This is a genomic window from Mycobacterium sp. IS-2888 (assembly GCF_001954215.1).
Taxonomy (GTDB): Bacteria; Actinomycetota; Actinomycetes; order Mycobacteriales; family Mycobacteriaceae; genus Mycobacterium.
In genome coordinates this window covers 75,681-90,898 of record NZ_MBET01000018.1, presented here as the reverse complement: position 1 = coordinate 90,898, position 15,218 = coordinate 75,681, and the positions used below count along the sequence as shown (strand labels likewise).

Here is a 15,218-nt window from a genome sequence, read left to right as displayed (position 1 = left end):
TCAATCTGGACCGGTCTGGCCGTTGGATGGCAGCTGACCGCGGTTTTCGATGACCGCCCGAGCCACTTCCGCGAGCTTGATGTTCAGCGCCTGAGAATGGCGCCGCAGCAGCTCGAACGCCTCGTCCTCGGTCATCTCGTGCAGCAGCATCAACATGCCGACCGCCTTGCCGATTTCGCGGTTGCTGAGCAGCCCACGTCGCAGGCTGGCGGCGTCCTCGCCCTTGGCGATGGCGTTGATGGCCACGCTGGCGAACGACGCCAACACCGCCGCTCGTCCGGCGGACTCGGCGTCGAACATGTTGGGTGTGTCGCTGAACAGGTTCAGCGCGGCCCCTTTGCGCTTGTTGACCAGCAGCCGGAAGCCCATCGCGCCACGCACCGGGGTCTCCTCGACAAGAACCGAGGCGAGCTTTGGCCACAGCGACGGTGTGGTGAGGTCGGGGTCGATCTGCGGGGTTTCCTCCTCGATCGCATCGATGCACGGGCCGTCGCCGGCGCGGCGTTCCAGCTCGTCGATCCGCTGCGCGAGCCGGTCGCTGGCGCCGACGGTGACGTAGCGGTCGTTCTCGCGGACCAACAGGCTGGCGTGGTCGCAGCCACGGATGGCCAGGGTCGCGGCGACGCAGATGGCCGCGTACATCTGCGAGGCGTCCGAGCCCTGGTAAATGATTTCGGCAAGCGCCGCGAAGACGGTCGCGGGGTCGGCCTTCTCCGCGCCGGGCGGCGCCGCGTCGGCCATTGATTCGTCTGCCATGTTGTGCCTCATTTCCGGCGGTGTCGTCTATTCGACCCGCGTCAGTGGCCGTAGATTATCGGGTTCTGACACGAGCTCGACACGCTGTGTGCGTTCTGGGGGTACCGGCGGTCCCCAGCTGCGGGTCAGCGCCACAGATGCGACGCGGCGCCGCCCGTACGTATACCCATCGAAATGCAGCTCTCACTGGCTTGCGGCACGGAAACCGCGGCGACAACCTGCGATTTTCGCGGTCACGGTTTGGCTGCCCCTCCCCCGGGAAGAGACCTGAGGTGGGAATGACGGTTGCGGTGACCGGGCCGACGGGCGAAATCGGCATCTCCGCGGTGACGGCGCTGGAGCGTGAGCCCGCGGTGGAGAAAATCGTCGGAATGGCGCGGCGGCCGTTCGACCCGTCGTCGCGCGGCTGGGTGAAGACCACCTACCAGCAGGGCGACATCCTCGACCGTGAGGCCGTCGACGCGCTGGTCGCGCAGGCCGATGTGGTGGTCCACCTGGCGTTCCTCATCATGGGGTCGCGCGAGGAGAGCGAGCGCATCAACCTGCAGGGCGCGCGCAACGTGTTCGAGGTGACGGTCAACAGCGTGCGGTCGCGGCGCCTGGTGTATACCTCCTCGGTCGCGGCCTATGGCTACCACCCCGACAACCCCGTCCCGCTCACCGAAGACGTGCCCCCGCGCGGGTCACCCGAGCACTACTACTCCGCGCAGAAGGCGGCGTGTGAGGCGTTGCTCGCCGAGATCACCCGGGACTCGTCGCTCGAGGTATTCATCCTGCGGCCGTGCATCGTCGCCGGACCCAACGCGCCCGCGCTGGCCGACGCGATGCCGTGGAACCGGCTGCCCGGTCCGATTCGCGCGGTGACCAAGATGGTGCCGGCGCTGAAACCGGTTGTGCCGGATCCCGGTTTCCCGTTGCAATTGGTCCACCATGACGACGTCGCCACCGCGATCGCACTCGCGGCCACCGCTCCGACGCCGCCAGGCGCATACAACATCGCCGCGGACGGCCTGGTGACGGTGTCCGAGGTGGCGAAGGCGCTCGGGGGCCGGCCGATACGGGTGCCCGCCGCCGCCGCGTCGGCGGCGTCCGCGGCGATTTCGCGCGTGCCGTTCGCCCCGTCGATGCTGGAGTGGCTGCACGTCGCCCGGACGTCGGTGGTGATGGACACCGCCAAGGCGAAAAAGGAACTCGGTTGGCGGCCGGTGCACTCCGCGGCGGAGACCTTGGCGGAGCTCGCTGGGTCGGTGTGAAGGCGGTGTGAGAGCGGGTCAATGTAGTTTGATTTCGTGAGGTTGTACCGTCCGGCGTCCGGCGACATCCCCGCCGACTACGACGAACACGCGGTGACCGTCGCGCCCCCCAAACGGGAGGCGGCGGGCATGCGGGCGGTGCTGGTCTCGCTGCAGCGGGGGCTCGAGCAGATGGGCGCGCTGCGCACCGCGGCGGCCCTGGCGCGGCTCAATCAGCGCAACGGTTTCGACTGTCCCGGCTGCGCATGGCCGGAGGAGCCGGGCGGGCGCAAGCTGGCCGAGTTCTGCGAGAACGGCGCCAAGGCGGTCGCCGAAGAGGCGACCAAGCGCACCGTCACGCCGGAGTTTTTCGCGCGACACTCGGTGGCGGAGCTGTCGGCCAAGCCCGAGTATTGGCTGTCCCAGCAGGGACGCCTCACCCAGCCCATGGTGCTGCGACCCGGGGACGACCACTACCGGCCGATCGGCTGGGACGACGCGTATGAGTTGATCGTCGAACGGCTCCAGGCGCTGGAGGATCCCGACCAAGCGGTGTTCTACACGTCGGGCCGCACCAGCAACGAAGCGGCCTTCTGCTACCAGCTGCTGGTCCGCTGTTTCGGCACGAACAACCTGCCCGACTGCTCCAACATGTGCCACGAGTCCTCGGGTTCGGCGCTGACCGAGTCGATCGGCATCGGGAAGGGATCGGTCACCGTCGACGACGTCGAGCAGGCCGACCTGATCGTCATCGCCGGACAAAACCCCGGCACCAATCACCCGCGGATGCTCTCGGTGCTGGAGAAGGCAAAGGCCAACGGCGCCAAGATCATTGCGGTGAACCCGCTGCCCGAGGCCGGGTTGATCCGGTTCAAGGACCCGCAGAAGGTGAACGGGCTGGTGGGGCAAGGCGTCCCGATCGCCGACGAATTCGTGCAGATCCGACTCGGCGGCGACATGGCGTTGTTCGCCGGTCTGGGCAGGTTGTTGCTCGAGGCCGACGACCGCGCCCCGGGAACCGTCATCGACCGTGCTTTTGTCGACGCGCACTGCGCGGGATTCGACGAGTACCGGCGCCGGACGCTGGAAATCGACTTCGACACCGTCCTCGCCGCCAGCGGCATCGAGAGGGAGCAGCTCGACCGCATGGCCGAGATGCTGATGGCGTCGCAGCGCACGGTCGTGTGCTGGGCCATGGGCCTGACCCAGCACACCCACGCCGTGGCCACCATCGCCGAGATCACCAATCTGCTGCTGCTGCGCGGCATGATCGGCAAGCCGGGTGCGGGAGTGTGCCCGGTGCGCGGGCATTCCAACGTGCAGGGCGACCGCACGATGGGCATTTGGGAGAAGATGCCCGAGCAGTTCCTGGCCGCCCTGGACCGCGAATTCGGAATCGCCAGCCCGCGAAAGCACGGGTACGACACCGTCGCCGCGATCCGCGCGATGCGCGACGGGCGGGCCCGGGTGTTCGTGGGCATGGGCGGCAACTTCGCGTCGGCCACCCCAGACACCGCCGTCACCGAGGCGGCCCTACGCAGTTGCGCTCTGACGGTGCAGATTTCGACCAAACTCAATCGCAGCCACCTGGTGCACGGCAGCACCGCGCTGATCCTGCCGACGCTCGGCCGCACCGACCGTGACATCCGCGGAGGCCGGAAACAGGTTGTCTCGGTTGAGGATTCGATGTCGATGGTGCACCTGTCCCGTGGCAGCCTGCACCCGCCCAGCGACCAGGTGCGCAGCGAGGTGGAAATCGTCTGCCAGTTGGCCCGCAGGCTGCTCGGCGCGGCGCATCCGGTGCCGTGGGAGCGGTTCGCGGCCGACTACGACACCATCCGCGACGCGATCGCCGCCGTGGTCCCCGGCTGCGCCGACTACAACCGCAAGGTGCGCCAGCCCGACGGATTCCAGCTGCCGCACCCGCCGCGCGATGCTCGCGAATTCCGCACCAGCACAGGCAAAGCCAACTTCGCGGCGGACCCGCTGCAGTGGGTGCCGGTGCCCCAGGGGCGGCTGGTCCTGCAGACGCTGCGCAGCCACGACCAGTACAACACCACGATCTACGGGCTCGACGACCGTTACCGCGGCGTGAAGGGGGGCCGTCGCGTGGTGTTCGTCAATCCCTTGGATATCTCAGCGTTGGGCCTGGAGGAGGGGCAGCGGGTCGATCTGGTCTCGGAGTGGACCGACGCCGACCAACGGTTGCAGCAGCGGCGCGCGAAGGATTTTCTGGTGGTGGGCTATTCGACCCCGGTCGGCAACGCCGCGTCGTACTACCCGGAGACCAACGCGTTGGTTCCGCTGGATCACACCGCGGCCAAGTCGAACACCCCGGTGTCCAAGGCGATCATCGTCCGGTTGGAGCCGGCGACGTAGTGGGGCACGTCACCGCGCGGCGGCGGGTCAGGCATCTCAGCGCCGATCGGGCGACCACCCGGCCGGAAACCCTCGCCGTCGAGGAGCCGTTGGAGATCCGCGTCAACGGCGCCCCGGTGACCGTGACGATGCGCACGCCCGGCTCGGATATCGAACTCGCGCAAGGCTTTCTGCTCACCGAGGGAATCATCGGGCGCCGCGAGGACGTGGTGACCATTCGCTACTGCGGTGGGCATGACGACGAAAACACCTACAACGTTCTGGACGTCACGTTGGCCCCCGGCGTCGCGCCACCCGACCTCGACGTCACCCGTAACTTCTACACCACGTCGTCGTGCGGGGTCTGCGGAAAGGCATCGCTGGAAGCGGTGCGGGTGATGGGCCGGTTTTCCCCCGGCTCGGATCCGGCGAGCGTGTCCGCGGCCACGCTCAAGGCGATGCCGGACCAACTCCGCTCCGCGCAAAAGGTTTTCGCGAGCACCGGTGGGCTGCACGCCGCGGCGTTGTTCGGTGTGGACGGTGCCATGCTGGCCGTGCGCGAGGACATCGGCAGGCACAACGCGGTCGACAAGGTCATCGGCTGGGCGCTCGAGCACGACAGGGTGCCACTCAGCGCGACGGTGCTGCTAGTTAGCGGCCGGGCGTCGTTCGAGTTGACGCAAAAGGCCGTGATGGCAGCGATTCCCGTGCTCGCCGCCGTGTCGGCGCCGTCATCGCTCGCGGTCTCGCTGGCCGAGGAGTCCGGCGTCACGCTGGTGGCGTTCCTGCGGCAGGACTCGATGAATGTCTACACCCGTGCCGACCGGATCACCTGAGACGGCCTGGGGATAGACCGGGGACTGGGGATAACCGCGCGTTTCGGCGGGCCCTCGGTCGTGTCATGTCGGAGCCGCCGGGCAGGTTGGCCGCATGACGACCGAAACGACTCTGACCCGCGCCCAGCTGGGAGCGATGGGCGAAGCGCTCGCCGTGGATCATCTGGCGGGGATGGGATTGCGGATCCTTGGCCGCAACTGGCGCTGCCGCTACGGCGAACTCGACGTGATCGCGTGCGACGACGCCACCCGAACCCTGGTGTTCGTCGAAGTCAAAACCCGGACCGGCGACGGCTACGGCGGCCTGGCCTATGCGGTCACCGAGCGGAAGGCCCGGCGGCTGCGGCGGCTGGCGGGGCTGTGGCTGGCCGGCCAGGGTGAGCGCTGGGCGGCGCTGCGCATCGACGTGATCGGCGTGCGGGTCGGGCGCCGCCGCACCCCGGAGATCACCCACCTGCAGGGAATCGGCTGATGGCGCTGGGGCGGGCGTTCTCGGTCGCGGTGCGCGGATTGGACGGCACCACAGTCGAAATCGAGGCCGACATCTCCTCCGGCCTGCCGGGCGTGTACCTGGTCGGGCTGCCCGACGCCGCCCTGCAGGAGTCGCGCGACCGGGTCCGGGCGGCGGTCACCAATTGCGGCAATGAATGGCCCCAGTCCCGGCTCACGCTGGCGCTGTCACCTGCGACGCTGCCGAAGATGGGATCGGTCTACGACATCGCGCTGGCGGCGGCGGTGCTGTCCGCGCAGCGCAAGCACCCGTGGGAGCGGCTGGAGAAGACGGTGCTGCTCGGTGAGCTGTCGCTGGACGGCCGGGTGCGCTCGGTGCGCGGGGTGCTGCCCGCCGTGTTGGCGGCCAAACGCGACGGCTGGCCGGCGGTCGTCGTCCCGGTGGACAACCTGGCCGAGGCCAGCCTGGTCGACGGGATCGACGTTTGGGGCGTGCGCACGCTGCGGCAACTGCAGGGCTGGCTCGGCGGCTCGGGCGGCCTGGACCCCAGGATCAGCGCCGGGACCACGGACCCGGAGCCCACGGCGGATCTGGCCGACGTGATCGGACAGGCGCAGGCGCGGTTCGCGGTGGAAGTCGCGGCCGCCGGTGCGCATCACCTCATGCTGACAGGGCCGCCAGGCGTGGGCAAAACGATGCTGGCGCAACGGCTTCCGGGACTGTTGCCGCCGCTGTCGGACGATGAGTCCCTGGAGGTCACCGCGATTCACTCGGTGGCCGGGCTGCTGACGGCGGATACCCCGTTGATCACCCGGCCCCCTTTCGTGGCGCCGCACCACAGCTCGACGGTCGCGGCGCTGGTCGGCGGGGGTTCGGGGATGGCCCGCCCCGGCGCGGTCAGCCGGGCGCATCGCGGGGTGTTGTTCCTGGACGAATGCGCCGAAATCAGCGTCAGCGCGCTCGAAGCGCTGCGAACACCGTTGGAGGACGGGGAGATTCGCCTCGCACGCCGCGACGGGGTGGCGTGTTATCCCGCCCGCTTCCAGCTGGTGTTGGCCGCCAACCCGTGTCCGTGCGCGCCGGCCGATCCGCAGGACTGCATCTGCGCTGCCGCGGCCAAGCGGCGCTATCTGGGCAAGCTGTCCGGGCCGCTGCTGGACCGCGTCGACCTGCGGGTGCAGATGCACGCGGTGCGCGCCGGGGCGATCTCGGTCACCGACGGCGAATCGACGGCGCAGGTTCGCCGGCGGGTCGCAGCGGCGCGCGACGCGGCCGCCGAGCGCTGGCGCCCACACGGATTCCGCACCAACGCCGAAGTCAGCGGGACGCTGTTGCGGCGAAAGTTTCGCCCCGGCAACGCCGCGATGGACCCGCTGAAGACGGCGCTCGACCGTGGGCTGCTTTCCATCCGCGGCCTGGATCGCACCCTGCGCGTGGCGTGGAGCCTCGCCGACCTGGCCGGCCGCAGCTCGCCCGGGCTCGACGAAGTCGCCGCCGCGCTGAGCTTTCGGCAACCGGGCATGCAGCGATGACCGATCCGGTGTTGTCCGCATGGGCTTACCTGTCGCGGGTGGCCGAGCCGCCCTGTCCGGAACTGGCCGCATTGGTGCGATGCGTGGGCCCGCAGGAGGCGGCCGACCGGGTCCGGCGGGGCCTGGTCAACGACGACCTAGCGCGCCATACCGAGGCCAGGCGCGAAATAGACCGGGCCGCAGGCGATCTCGAGCTGCTCGCGCGTCGCGGCGGACGATTGATCACGCCCGATGACGACGAGTGGCCGCTCGCGTTGGCGGCGTTCGGCGGCGCCGGCGCTCGTCCGCGTGGCGGGCCGCCAATGGTGTTGTGGGCGCTTGGTCCTGCGCGTCTGGATGAGGTGGCGTGCCGGGCGGCCGCCGTGGTCGGAACCCGAGCGGCGACTACGTATGGCGAACACGTGGCGGGGGATTTGGCGGCCGGGCTGGTCGAGCGGGACGTCGCCGTCGTCTCCGGCGGGGCCTACGGCATCGACGGTGCGGCGCACCGCGCGGCGCTGGCGGCCGACGGCATCACCGTGGCGGTGCTGGCCGGCGGGCTCGACGTTCCTTATCCCGCTGGGCATTCGGCGTTACTGCATCGCATCGGTCAGCACGGGCTGCTGTTCACCGAGTACCCGCCGGGTGTGCGCCCGGCCCGTTACCGGTTCCTGACCCGCAACCGTCTGGTGGCCGCCGTCGCCGGCGCGGTGGTGGTGGTCGAAGCGGGCCTGCGCAGTGGCGCCGGGAACACCGCCGCCTGGGCGCGGGCGCTGGGACGGGTGGTGGCCGCCGTGCCCGGGCCCGTCACGTCGTCGGCGTCGGCCGGATGCCACGCGCTGCTGCGCAACGGCGCGGAACTGGTCACCCGGGCCGACGACATCGTCGAACTGGTTGGTCGCATCGGTGAGTTGGCATCCGAGGAACCGCGGCCCACCACGGCGCTGGACGGGCTGGGCGAGGCCGAGCGTCAGGTATACGAGGCACTACCGGGCCGCGGCGTTGCCACGGTCGACGAGATCGCCGTGGCGGCCGGACTGGCGCCCCAGCAGGTGCTCGGGCCGCTCGCGATGCTCGAGGTGGCCGGCTTCGCCGAGCGCCGCGAGGGACGGTGGCGCATCGTCCGCGCCGGTGGCGGCCAAGCCGCGATGACAACGCGACTCGTATAGTCGACGAGGGTCGGGTCTGAACAGGAGGATAAGTGGCGGGTCGGCCTCTGCAGAGCTTCGAAGTCGTCGGTACCAAGCAACTCACCCGGCACATGGTGCGGGTGGTGCTGGGCAGCAGGTCTTTCGAGACCTTCGTTCCCAGCAAGTTCACCGACTCGTACGTCAAGATGGCGTTCGTCGCAGACGATGTCGACGTGGCCGCGCTGCCGCAGCCGTTGACGCTGGACAGTTTTGCCGACCTGCCGCCGGAGAAAAGGCCTTCGGTGCGGACCATGACCGTTCGCCAGGTCGACCCCGCGGCCCGCGAGATCACCATCGACATCGTGGTGCACGGCGAACACGGGGTCGCGGGCCCGTGGGCGGCCGCGGCCCAGCCCGGCCAGCCGATCTACCTGATGGGTCCCGGCGGCGCCTACACCCCCGACCCGGCCGCCGATTGGCATCTGCTGGCCGGCGACGAGTCCGCGCTGCCCGCCATCGCCGCCGCCCTAGAAGCGTTGCCCGCCAATGCGGTTGGCAAGGCCTTCATCGAGGTAGCCGGCCAGGAGGACGAAATCCCTTTGACCGCACCGGATTCCGTTGAAGTCAGTTGGGTCTATCGCGGCGGGCGCGCCGACCTGGTTCCCGAGGACCGCGCCGGCGATCACGCGCCGCTGATCGAGGCGGTCACCACCACCCCATGGCTGCCCGGGCAGGTGCACGTATTCGTCCACGGCGAGGCCCAGACGGTGATGCACAACCTGCGTCCCTACATCCGCAAAGAGCGCGGCGTCGACGCGGCGTGGGCGTCATCGATCTCCGGCTATTGGCGGCGCGGCCGCACCGAAGAGACGTTCCGGCAATGGAAGAAGGAACTGGCCGAGACTGAGGCCGGGGGAGAGGCCGGGGCTTAGCGGTGGCACCGCCACCCCACTTCGGGGACTATCAGAACGAGATCTACCTGCAGGGCCTGGCGGGAGTGGCACCGAAGCTGCCGATGGTCTTCGCCGAGCTGGAAGCCAAGGCCGAAAAAGCACTGCCGCCCTCGATCTGGTCCTACGTGGCTGGCGGGGCCGGCGACGAACGAACCCAGCGCGCCAACTGCGAGGCCTTCGAACGGTGGGGCCTCTACCCGCGCATGTTCGTCGGCGCCGCCCAGCGCGACCTGTCCGTCGACTTGTTCGGCCTGACCCTGCCCGCCCCGCTGTTCATGGCGCCGATCGGCGTCATCGGGCTGTGCGCCCAGGACGGCCACGGAGACCTCGCCACCGCACGCGCGGCCGCGGCCACCGGCGTGCCCATGGTCGCCTCGACGCTGACCGTCGACCCGATGGAAGACGTCGCCGCCGCCCTCGGCGACACGCCCGGGTTTTTTCAGCTCTACACACCGACCGACCGCGACGTGGCCGCCAGCCTGGTGCGGCGCGCCGAGGCGGCGGGCTTCAAGGGCATCGTCGTCACGCTCGACACCTGGGTCACCGGCTGGCGCCCGCGCGACCTGAGCACGTCGAACTTCCCCCAGCTGCGCGGCCACTGCCTGGCCAACTACACCAGCGATCCGGTCTTCCGCGCCAGCCTGCAACGGCCGCCGGAGGAGGACCCGCAGGGCGCCGTGCTGCGCTGGATACAGCTCTTCGGAAACGCTTTGACCTGGGACGACCTGGCGTGGTTGCGCTCGCTGACCGAGCTGCCGCTGCTCGTGAAGGGCATCTGCCACCCCGACGACGCCCGGCGCGCCCGGGACGGCGGGATCGACGGCATCTACTGCTCCAATCACGGCGGCCGCCAAGCCAACGGCGGCCTGCCCGCCATCGACTGCCTGCCTGCGGTGGTCGAGGCGGCCGACGGCCTGCCGGTCCTGTTCGACTCCGGCATCCGCAGCGGCGCCGACGTCATCAAGGCGCTGGCGCTGGGCGCCACCGCCGTGGGCGTCGGCCGCCCGTACGCCTACGGGTTGGCGCTCGGCGGCGTCGACGGCGTGGTGCACGTGCTGCGCACGCTGCTGGCCGAAGCGGACCTGATCATGGCCGTCGACGGCTATCCCACGCTCAAAGATCTCACCCCGGACACGCTGCGGCGCGTCGACTAAGCGGCGGCGGGCGCGCCTGCGACCGTGGGGAAATGCAGGCGATCCTCGAGGAGTTCGACGAGTACCTTGCGCTGCAATGCGGTCGCTCTGCGCACACCCGTCGCGCCTACCTGGGCGACGTGCGCTCGTTGTTCGAATTCCTGGACGGACGCGGCATCGGCCTGGACGGCTTGAGCCTGCCCGTGCTGCGGACGTGGCTGGCCGGGGCGGCCAGCGCCGGCGCCGCCCGCACGACCCTGGCCCGTCGCACCTCGGCGGTCAGGGCGTTCACCGCATGGGCAACGCGGCGCGGCCTGCTGACCACGGACCCCGGCGCCCGGCTGCAAATGCCCAAGGCGCACCGCACGCTGCCGGCGGTGCTGCGCCAGGATCAGGCGTTGGACGCCATGGCCGCCGCGAAATCCGGTGCGCAGCAAGGTGATCCGTTGGCGCTGCGGGACCGGCTGATCGTCGAGATGTTGTACGCCACCGGTATTCGGGTGAGCGAGTTGTGCGGCCTGGACATCGACGACGTCGACACCGGGCAGCGGTTGGTGCGGGTCCTCGGCAAGGGCAACAAGCAGCGGACGGTGCCCTTCGGGGTGCCGGCCGCCGACGCGCTGCGGGCCTGGCTGGACGACGGGCGTCCGGCCCTGCTCACGGCCGAGTCCGGGCCGGCACTGCTGCTCGGCGCGCGGGGCCGCCGGCTCGACGTGCGCCAGGCCCGCACGGTCGTGCACCAGACCGTCGCCGCGGTCAACGGCGCCCCCAACATGGGGCCGCACGGACTGCGCCACAGCGCGGCCACCCACCTCCTCGAAGGCGGGGCCGACCTGCGCGTCGTCCAGGAGTTGCTCGGCCATTCCAGCCTGGCGACCACCCAGCTGTACACCCACGTCGCGGTGTCCCGGCTGCGAGCGGTGCACGACCAGGCCCACCCGCGGGCCTAGTGTGCACCGACGGCGCCCGGTGTGCGTCCAGGCCGCCACAGAAGCACACCCGAACGCGCGACTAGCCGTCCAGCGGCTTGAGCCGGATGCGGGTCGACTTCAACAGGCCCAGCGGATCGACGTAGCGCGCGCCCGACGCCGGACCCCACATCGCGCCCCAATGCAGACACGCCGCGGCCCGGCAGCCGGGGTGTCCGGCCACCAGCTCGCCGAGCACCGTCGACGCCGTCACCGGCTGGCCGGCCCGCACGGCCGCCCGGACGGGCTCGTAGCTGGTGCGCAATCCGCCGGGATGGGCCAGCGACACCACTGGCCGCCCGGCCAGCATCCCCGCGAACACGACGGTCGCCTCACCCGCGGCGTAGACCGGCTGGCCAGGGGCGCCGGGCAGGTCCACCCCCCGATGCCCGGGATTCCAGTCGGGTGAGGGGGCGTCGAATCCCCGCGAGACCGTCGGCGGCGGCCGCAGCGGCCAATCCAACCGCGCGTCGTCGGCGGCCGCTGGCACCGCGGTGACCAGGGCCAGGGTCGCGATCAGCGCCATCCACCGCACTCGTGCAGTTCAGCGCTATACCGAAGATCGGGCCAGTCAGCGCTGTGGACAAAGCACCTGGCTGAACGGTGTAAACTGCTTCCCGCGGTCCGTGTAAACGGGCTGACTTCGCGTGTCTGCGCAACAACCGGATGCCGAGCGGTCCCGACTAAGGGTTCGACATCTCAGCAGGCACCAGGGCCCGGCTTCACCCGATGCCGGGCGACAACCGACACAAAGGACTGGCCGTAATGGCTGTTGTAACCATGAAGCAGCTGCTTGACAGCGGCACCCACTTCGGGCATCAGACCCGTCGCTGGAATCCCAAGATGAAGCGGTTCATCTTCACCGACCGCAACGGCATCTACATCATCGACCTGCAGCAGACGCTGACCTTCATCGACAAGGCGTACGAATTCGTGAAGGAAACCGTCGCCCACGGGGGCACCGTGCTGTTCGTCGGAACCAAGAAGCAGGCGCAGGAATCGGTCGCCGCCGAAGCGACCCGCGTCGGCATGCCGTACGTGAACCAGCGCTGGCTGGGCGGCATGCTCACCAACTTCTCCACCGTGCACAAGCGGCTGCAGCGCCTCAAGGAGCTGGAGGCGATGGAGCAGACCGGCGGCTTCGAGGGCCGCACCAAGAAGGAGATCCTGGGCCTGACGCGGGAGAAGAACAAGCTGGAACGCAGCCTGGGCGGCATCCGCGACATGAACAAGGTCCCGTCGGCGGTCTGGGTCGTCGACACCAACAAGGAGCACATCGCCGTCGGCGAGGCCCGCAAACTGGGCATCCCGGTGATCGCGATCCTGGACACCAACTGCGACCCGGACGAGGTCGACTACCCGATCCCGGGCAACGACGACGCGATCCGCTCGGCCGCCCTGCTCACCAAGGTGATCGCGTCCGCGGTCGCCGAGGGCCTGCAGGCCCGTGCCGGCGTGGGTCGCGGTGACGGCAAGCCGGAGGCGGAAGCCGCCGAGCCGCTCGCCGAATGGGAGCAGGAACTGCTGGCCTCGGCGACGGCCAGTGCCACCCCCGCTGCCACCCCCTCCGCGGGCAACGACGCCGCTGCGGGCGCAACCGAATCAACCCCCACGGAAGGCTGATATGGCGAACTTCACCGCCGCCGACGTCAAGCGGCTCCGGGAGCTCACCGGTGCCGGCATGCTCGACTGCAAGAACGCGCTGGCTGACAGCGACGGCGACTTCGACAAGGCGGTCGAGGCGCTGCGGATCAAGGGCGCCAAGGACGTCGGCAAGCGCGCCGAGCGGGCCACGGCCGAGGGCCTGGTCGCGGCGAAGGACGGCGCGCTGATCGAGCTCAACTCGGAAACCGACTTCGTCGCCAAGAACGCCGAGTTCCAGGCCCTCGCCGACCAGGTCGTCGGCGCGGCGTTGGCCACCAAGGCCACCGACGTCGACGCGCTGAAAGCCGCCAAGATCGGCGACACCACCGTCGAGCAGGCGATCGCGGACCTGTCGGCCAAGATCGGCGAAAAGCTGGAACTGCGCCGCGTGCAGTACTTCGACGGCAAGGTCGAGACCTACCTGCACAAGCGTGCGGCCGACCTGCCACCCGCGGTGGGCGTGCTGGTCGAGTACACCGGTGACGGTGCCGAGGCGGCGCACACCGTCGCGTTGCAGATCGCCGCGCTCAAGGCCCGCTACCTGTCCCGCGACGACGTGCCCGAAGACGTGGTTGCCAGCGAACGGCGCATCGCCGAGGAGACCGCGAAGGCCGAGGGCAAGCCGGAGCAGGCGCTGCCCAAGATCGTCGAGGGCCGGCTGAACGGCTTCTTCAAGGACGCGGTGCTGCTCGAGCAGCCGTCGGTGTCGGACAGCAAGAAGACCGTCAAGGCGCTGCTCGACGAGGCCGGCGTCACGGTGACGCGGTTCGTCCGCTTCGAGGTGGGCCAGGCCTAGCCGGCCAGCACGAACCGATAGCGTCACTGTTATGCAACGCGTGCACGCTTTCGGCGATGATGCCCTCGGCGATCTCGACGCGGTCGGCCTCAGCGCCGCCATCCGCGCCGAATGGGTCAGCCGGGCCGACGTCATCGAGGCCGCCATCTCCCGCACTGAGGCCGTCAATCCGGTCCTGAATGGCTTGGCGCACAAGGCGTTCGAGCAGGCGCGGGCCACCGCGGCAGCGTCTCCTGCGACGGGCTTTTTCAGCGGTGTCCCGACGTTCATCAAGGACAACGTCGACGTCGCCGGCCTACCGACGATGCGCGGCGCCGACGCCTGGACGGCGTTCGACGCCGTCGCCGACGGCGAGTTCACCCGGCTGTATCTGGCCACCGGGCCGACAGCGCTGGGCAAGACGCAGATGTCGGAGTTCGGGTTCAGCGCGTCCGCCGAACATCCCCGGCTGGGGCCGGTGCGCAACCCGTGGGACACCGACTACACCGCGGGTGCCTCGTCGTCGGGGTCGGGCGCGTTCGTCGCCGCGGGCGTGGTGCCGATCGCGCACGCCAACGACGGCGGCGGCTCCATCCGAATTCCGGCCTCCTGCAACGGACTTGTCGGGCTGAAGCCGTCGCGCGGTCGGCTGCCACTGGATCCGGAGCTGCGCCGCATGCCGGTAGGCATCGTCACCAACGGCGTGCTGACCCGCTCGGTGCGTGACACCGCCGCGTTCTATCGGGAGGCCGAGCGCGTCTGGCGAAACCCCAAGCTGCCGCCGGTGGGGGACGTCACGGGTCCCGGCAGGCAGCGGCTGCGCATCGCCGTGCTGACCCGTTCGGTGCACCGCGAGTGCAGCCCGCAGCTCCGCGAGCTGACGCTGAAGACGGCCAGCCTGCTCGAGGAACTGGGCCACCGCGTCGAACACATCGACGAGACCCCGGCCCCGGCCGGGTTCTCGGACGACTTCGTGCTGTATTGGGGATTCTTGGCGCTGGCGCAGGTGCGCGCCGGGCGGCGGCTGTTCGGCAAGACATTCGACCGCACCCGGCTGGACGCCCTGACGCTGGGGCTGGACCGTCACACCAGCCGCAATCTGCACCGGTTACCTGCGGTGATCATGCGCCTGCGCAGGATGCGACGGCGCAGCGCGGAGTTCTTCCGCAACTACGACGCGGTGCTCACGCCCACGGTCGCCGACGAAACGCCGCGGGTCGGCTACCTCGCGCCGACCGACTACCAGCAGCTGATGCAGCGGCTGATCGACTGGGTTGCGTTCACGCCGTGGCAGAACGTCACCGGCGATCCGGCGATCTCGCTGCCGCTGGCGCAGACCGCGGGTGGCATGCCCGCCGGCATGATGCTGGCCGCCGACATGGGGCAGGAAGCGCTGCTGCTGGAGCTGGCCCACGAACTCGAAGAGGCGCGGCCGTGGGCGCGGATCCAGGACCCCGACGGGGCCGCGTAG

Annotated in this window: 13 protein-coding genes and 1 pseudogene; 12 read left to right on the top strand and 2 right to left on the bottom strand. The window is 70.0% G+C overall.

What is annotated here, in order from left to right; genetic code table 11:
* Positions 1 to 756, bottom strand: a complete 756-nt coding sequence (locus A5745_RS02965) for a GAF and ANTAR domain-containing protein (protein WP_076063493.1) — start codon at positions 754 to 756, stop codon at positions 1 to 3.
* Positions 757 to 1,028: 272 nt separating this feature from the next.
* Here A5745_RS02965 and A5745_RS02960 point away from each other — a divergent pair, with 272 nt between their 5' ends.
* From A5745_RS02960 to A5745_RS02920, 9 genes are all read left to right on the top strand, one after another.
* A complete protein-coding gene (locus A5745_RS02960; RefSeq protein ID WP_076115045.1) occupies positions 1,029 to 2,009 on the top strand; it encodes an NAD-dependent epimerase/dehydratase family protein in 981 nt (326 codons plus the stop codon).
* A gap of 36 nt (positions 2,010 to 2,045) precedes the next feature.
* Positions 2,046 to 4,367, top strand: a complete 2,322-nt coding sequence (locus A5745_RS02955) for an FdhF/YdeP family oxidoreductase (RefSeq protein WP_175879752.1) — start codon at positions 2,046 to 2,048, stop codon at positions 4,365 to 4,367.
* Positions 4,367 to 5,182, top strand: a complete 816-nt coding sequence (gene fdhD / locus A5745_RS02950) for a formate dehydrogenase accessory sulfurtransferase FdhD (protein ID WP_076115044.1) — start codon at positions 4,367 to 4,369, stop codon at positions 5,180 to 5,182. The genes A5745_RS02955 and fdhD overlap by 1 nt, the downstream gene beginning before the upstream one ends.
* Before the next feature lie 94 nt (positions 5,183 to 5,276).
* Entirely contained in the window at positions 5,277 to 5,654 is a 378-nt protein-coding gene (locus tag A5745_RS02945) for a YraN family protein (RefSeq protein ID WP_076115043.1), read from the top strand.
* The gene (locus A5745_RS02940; protein WP_076115042.1) at positions 5,654 to 7,165 is read left to right on the top strand and encodes a YifB family Mg chelatase-like AAA ATPase; all 1,512 of its coding nucleotides are present in this window, start codon (positions 5,654 to 5,656) and stop codon (positions 7,163 to 7,165) included. The genes A5745_RS02945 and A5745_RS02940 overlap by 1 nt, the downstream gene beginning before the upstream one ends.
* A complete protein-coding gene (dprA, locus tag A5745_RS02935; RefSeq protein WP_076115041.1) occupies positions 7,162 to 8,313 on the top strand; it encodes a DNA-processing protein DprA in 1,152 nt (383 codons plus the stop codon). Before A5745_RS02940 ends, dprA begins: the two co-directional genes overlap by 4 nt.
* Positions 8,314 to 8,345: 32 nt before the next feature.
* The gene (locus A5745_RS02930) at positions 8,346 to 9,206 is read left to right on the top strand and encodes a siderophore-interacting protein (protein WP_076115040.1); all 861 of its coding nucleotides are present in this window, start codon (positions 8,346 to 8,348) and stop codon (positions 9,204 to 9,206) included.
* Positions 9,207 to 9,208: 2 nt separating this feature from the next.
* Positions 9,209 to 10,381 (top strand): lactate 2-monooxygenase, encoded by a 1,173-nt coding sequence (locus A5745_RS02925; RefSeq protein WP_076115039.1) that lies wholly within the window; start codon positions 9,209 to 9,211, stop codon positions 10,379 to 10,381.
* 32 nt (positions 10,382 to 10,413) lie between these two features.
* On the top strand, positions 10,414 to 11,310 hold the full coding sequence (locus A5745_RS02920) for a tyrosine recombinase XerC (protein WP_076115038.1): 897 nt from the start codon (positions 10,414 to 10,416) through the stop codon (positions 11,308 to 11,310).
* Between the two features lie 70 nt (positions 11,311 to 11,380).
* Here the strand turns inward: A5745_RS02920 and A5745_RS02915 are convergent.
* A pseudogene (locus A5745_RS02915) lies at positions 11,381 to 11,824 on the bottom strand (M23 family metallopeptidase); the annotation flags it as partial.
* A 269-nt stretch (positions 11,825 to 12,093) separates the two neighbouring features.
* On the opposite strand from A5745_RS02915, the gene rpsB reads away from it, so the two are divergent.
* Genes rpsB through A5745_RS02900 form a run of 3 tightly spaced genes read left to right on the top strand, consistent with a single transcriptional unit; the run spans position 12,094 to position 15,218 of the window.
* Complete coding sequence (gene rpsB, locus A5745_RS02910; protein ID WP_076115059.1) at positions 12,094 to 12,951, top strand: 30S ribosomal protein S2; 858 nt, start codon at positions 12,094 to 12,096, stop codon at positions 12,949 to 12,951.
* Position 12,952: 1 nt separating this feature from the next.
* Positions 12,953 to 13,768, top strand: coding sequence for a translation elongation factor Ts (tsf, locus tag A5745_RS02905; RefSeq protein WP_076115036.1), 816 nt, complete (start codon positions 12,953 to 12,955; stop codon positions 13,766 to 13,768).
* Between the two features lie 31 nt (positions 13,769 to 13,799).
* Positions 13,800 to 15,218, top strand: coding sequence for an amidase (locus A5745_RS02900; protein ID WP_076115035.1), 1,419 nt, complete (start codon positions 13,800 to 13,802; stop codon positions 15,216 to 15,218).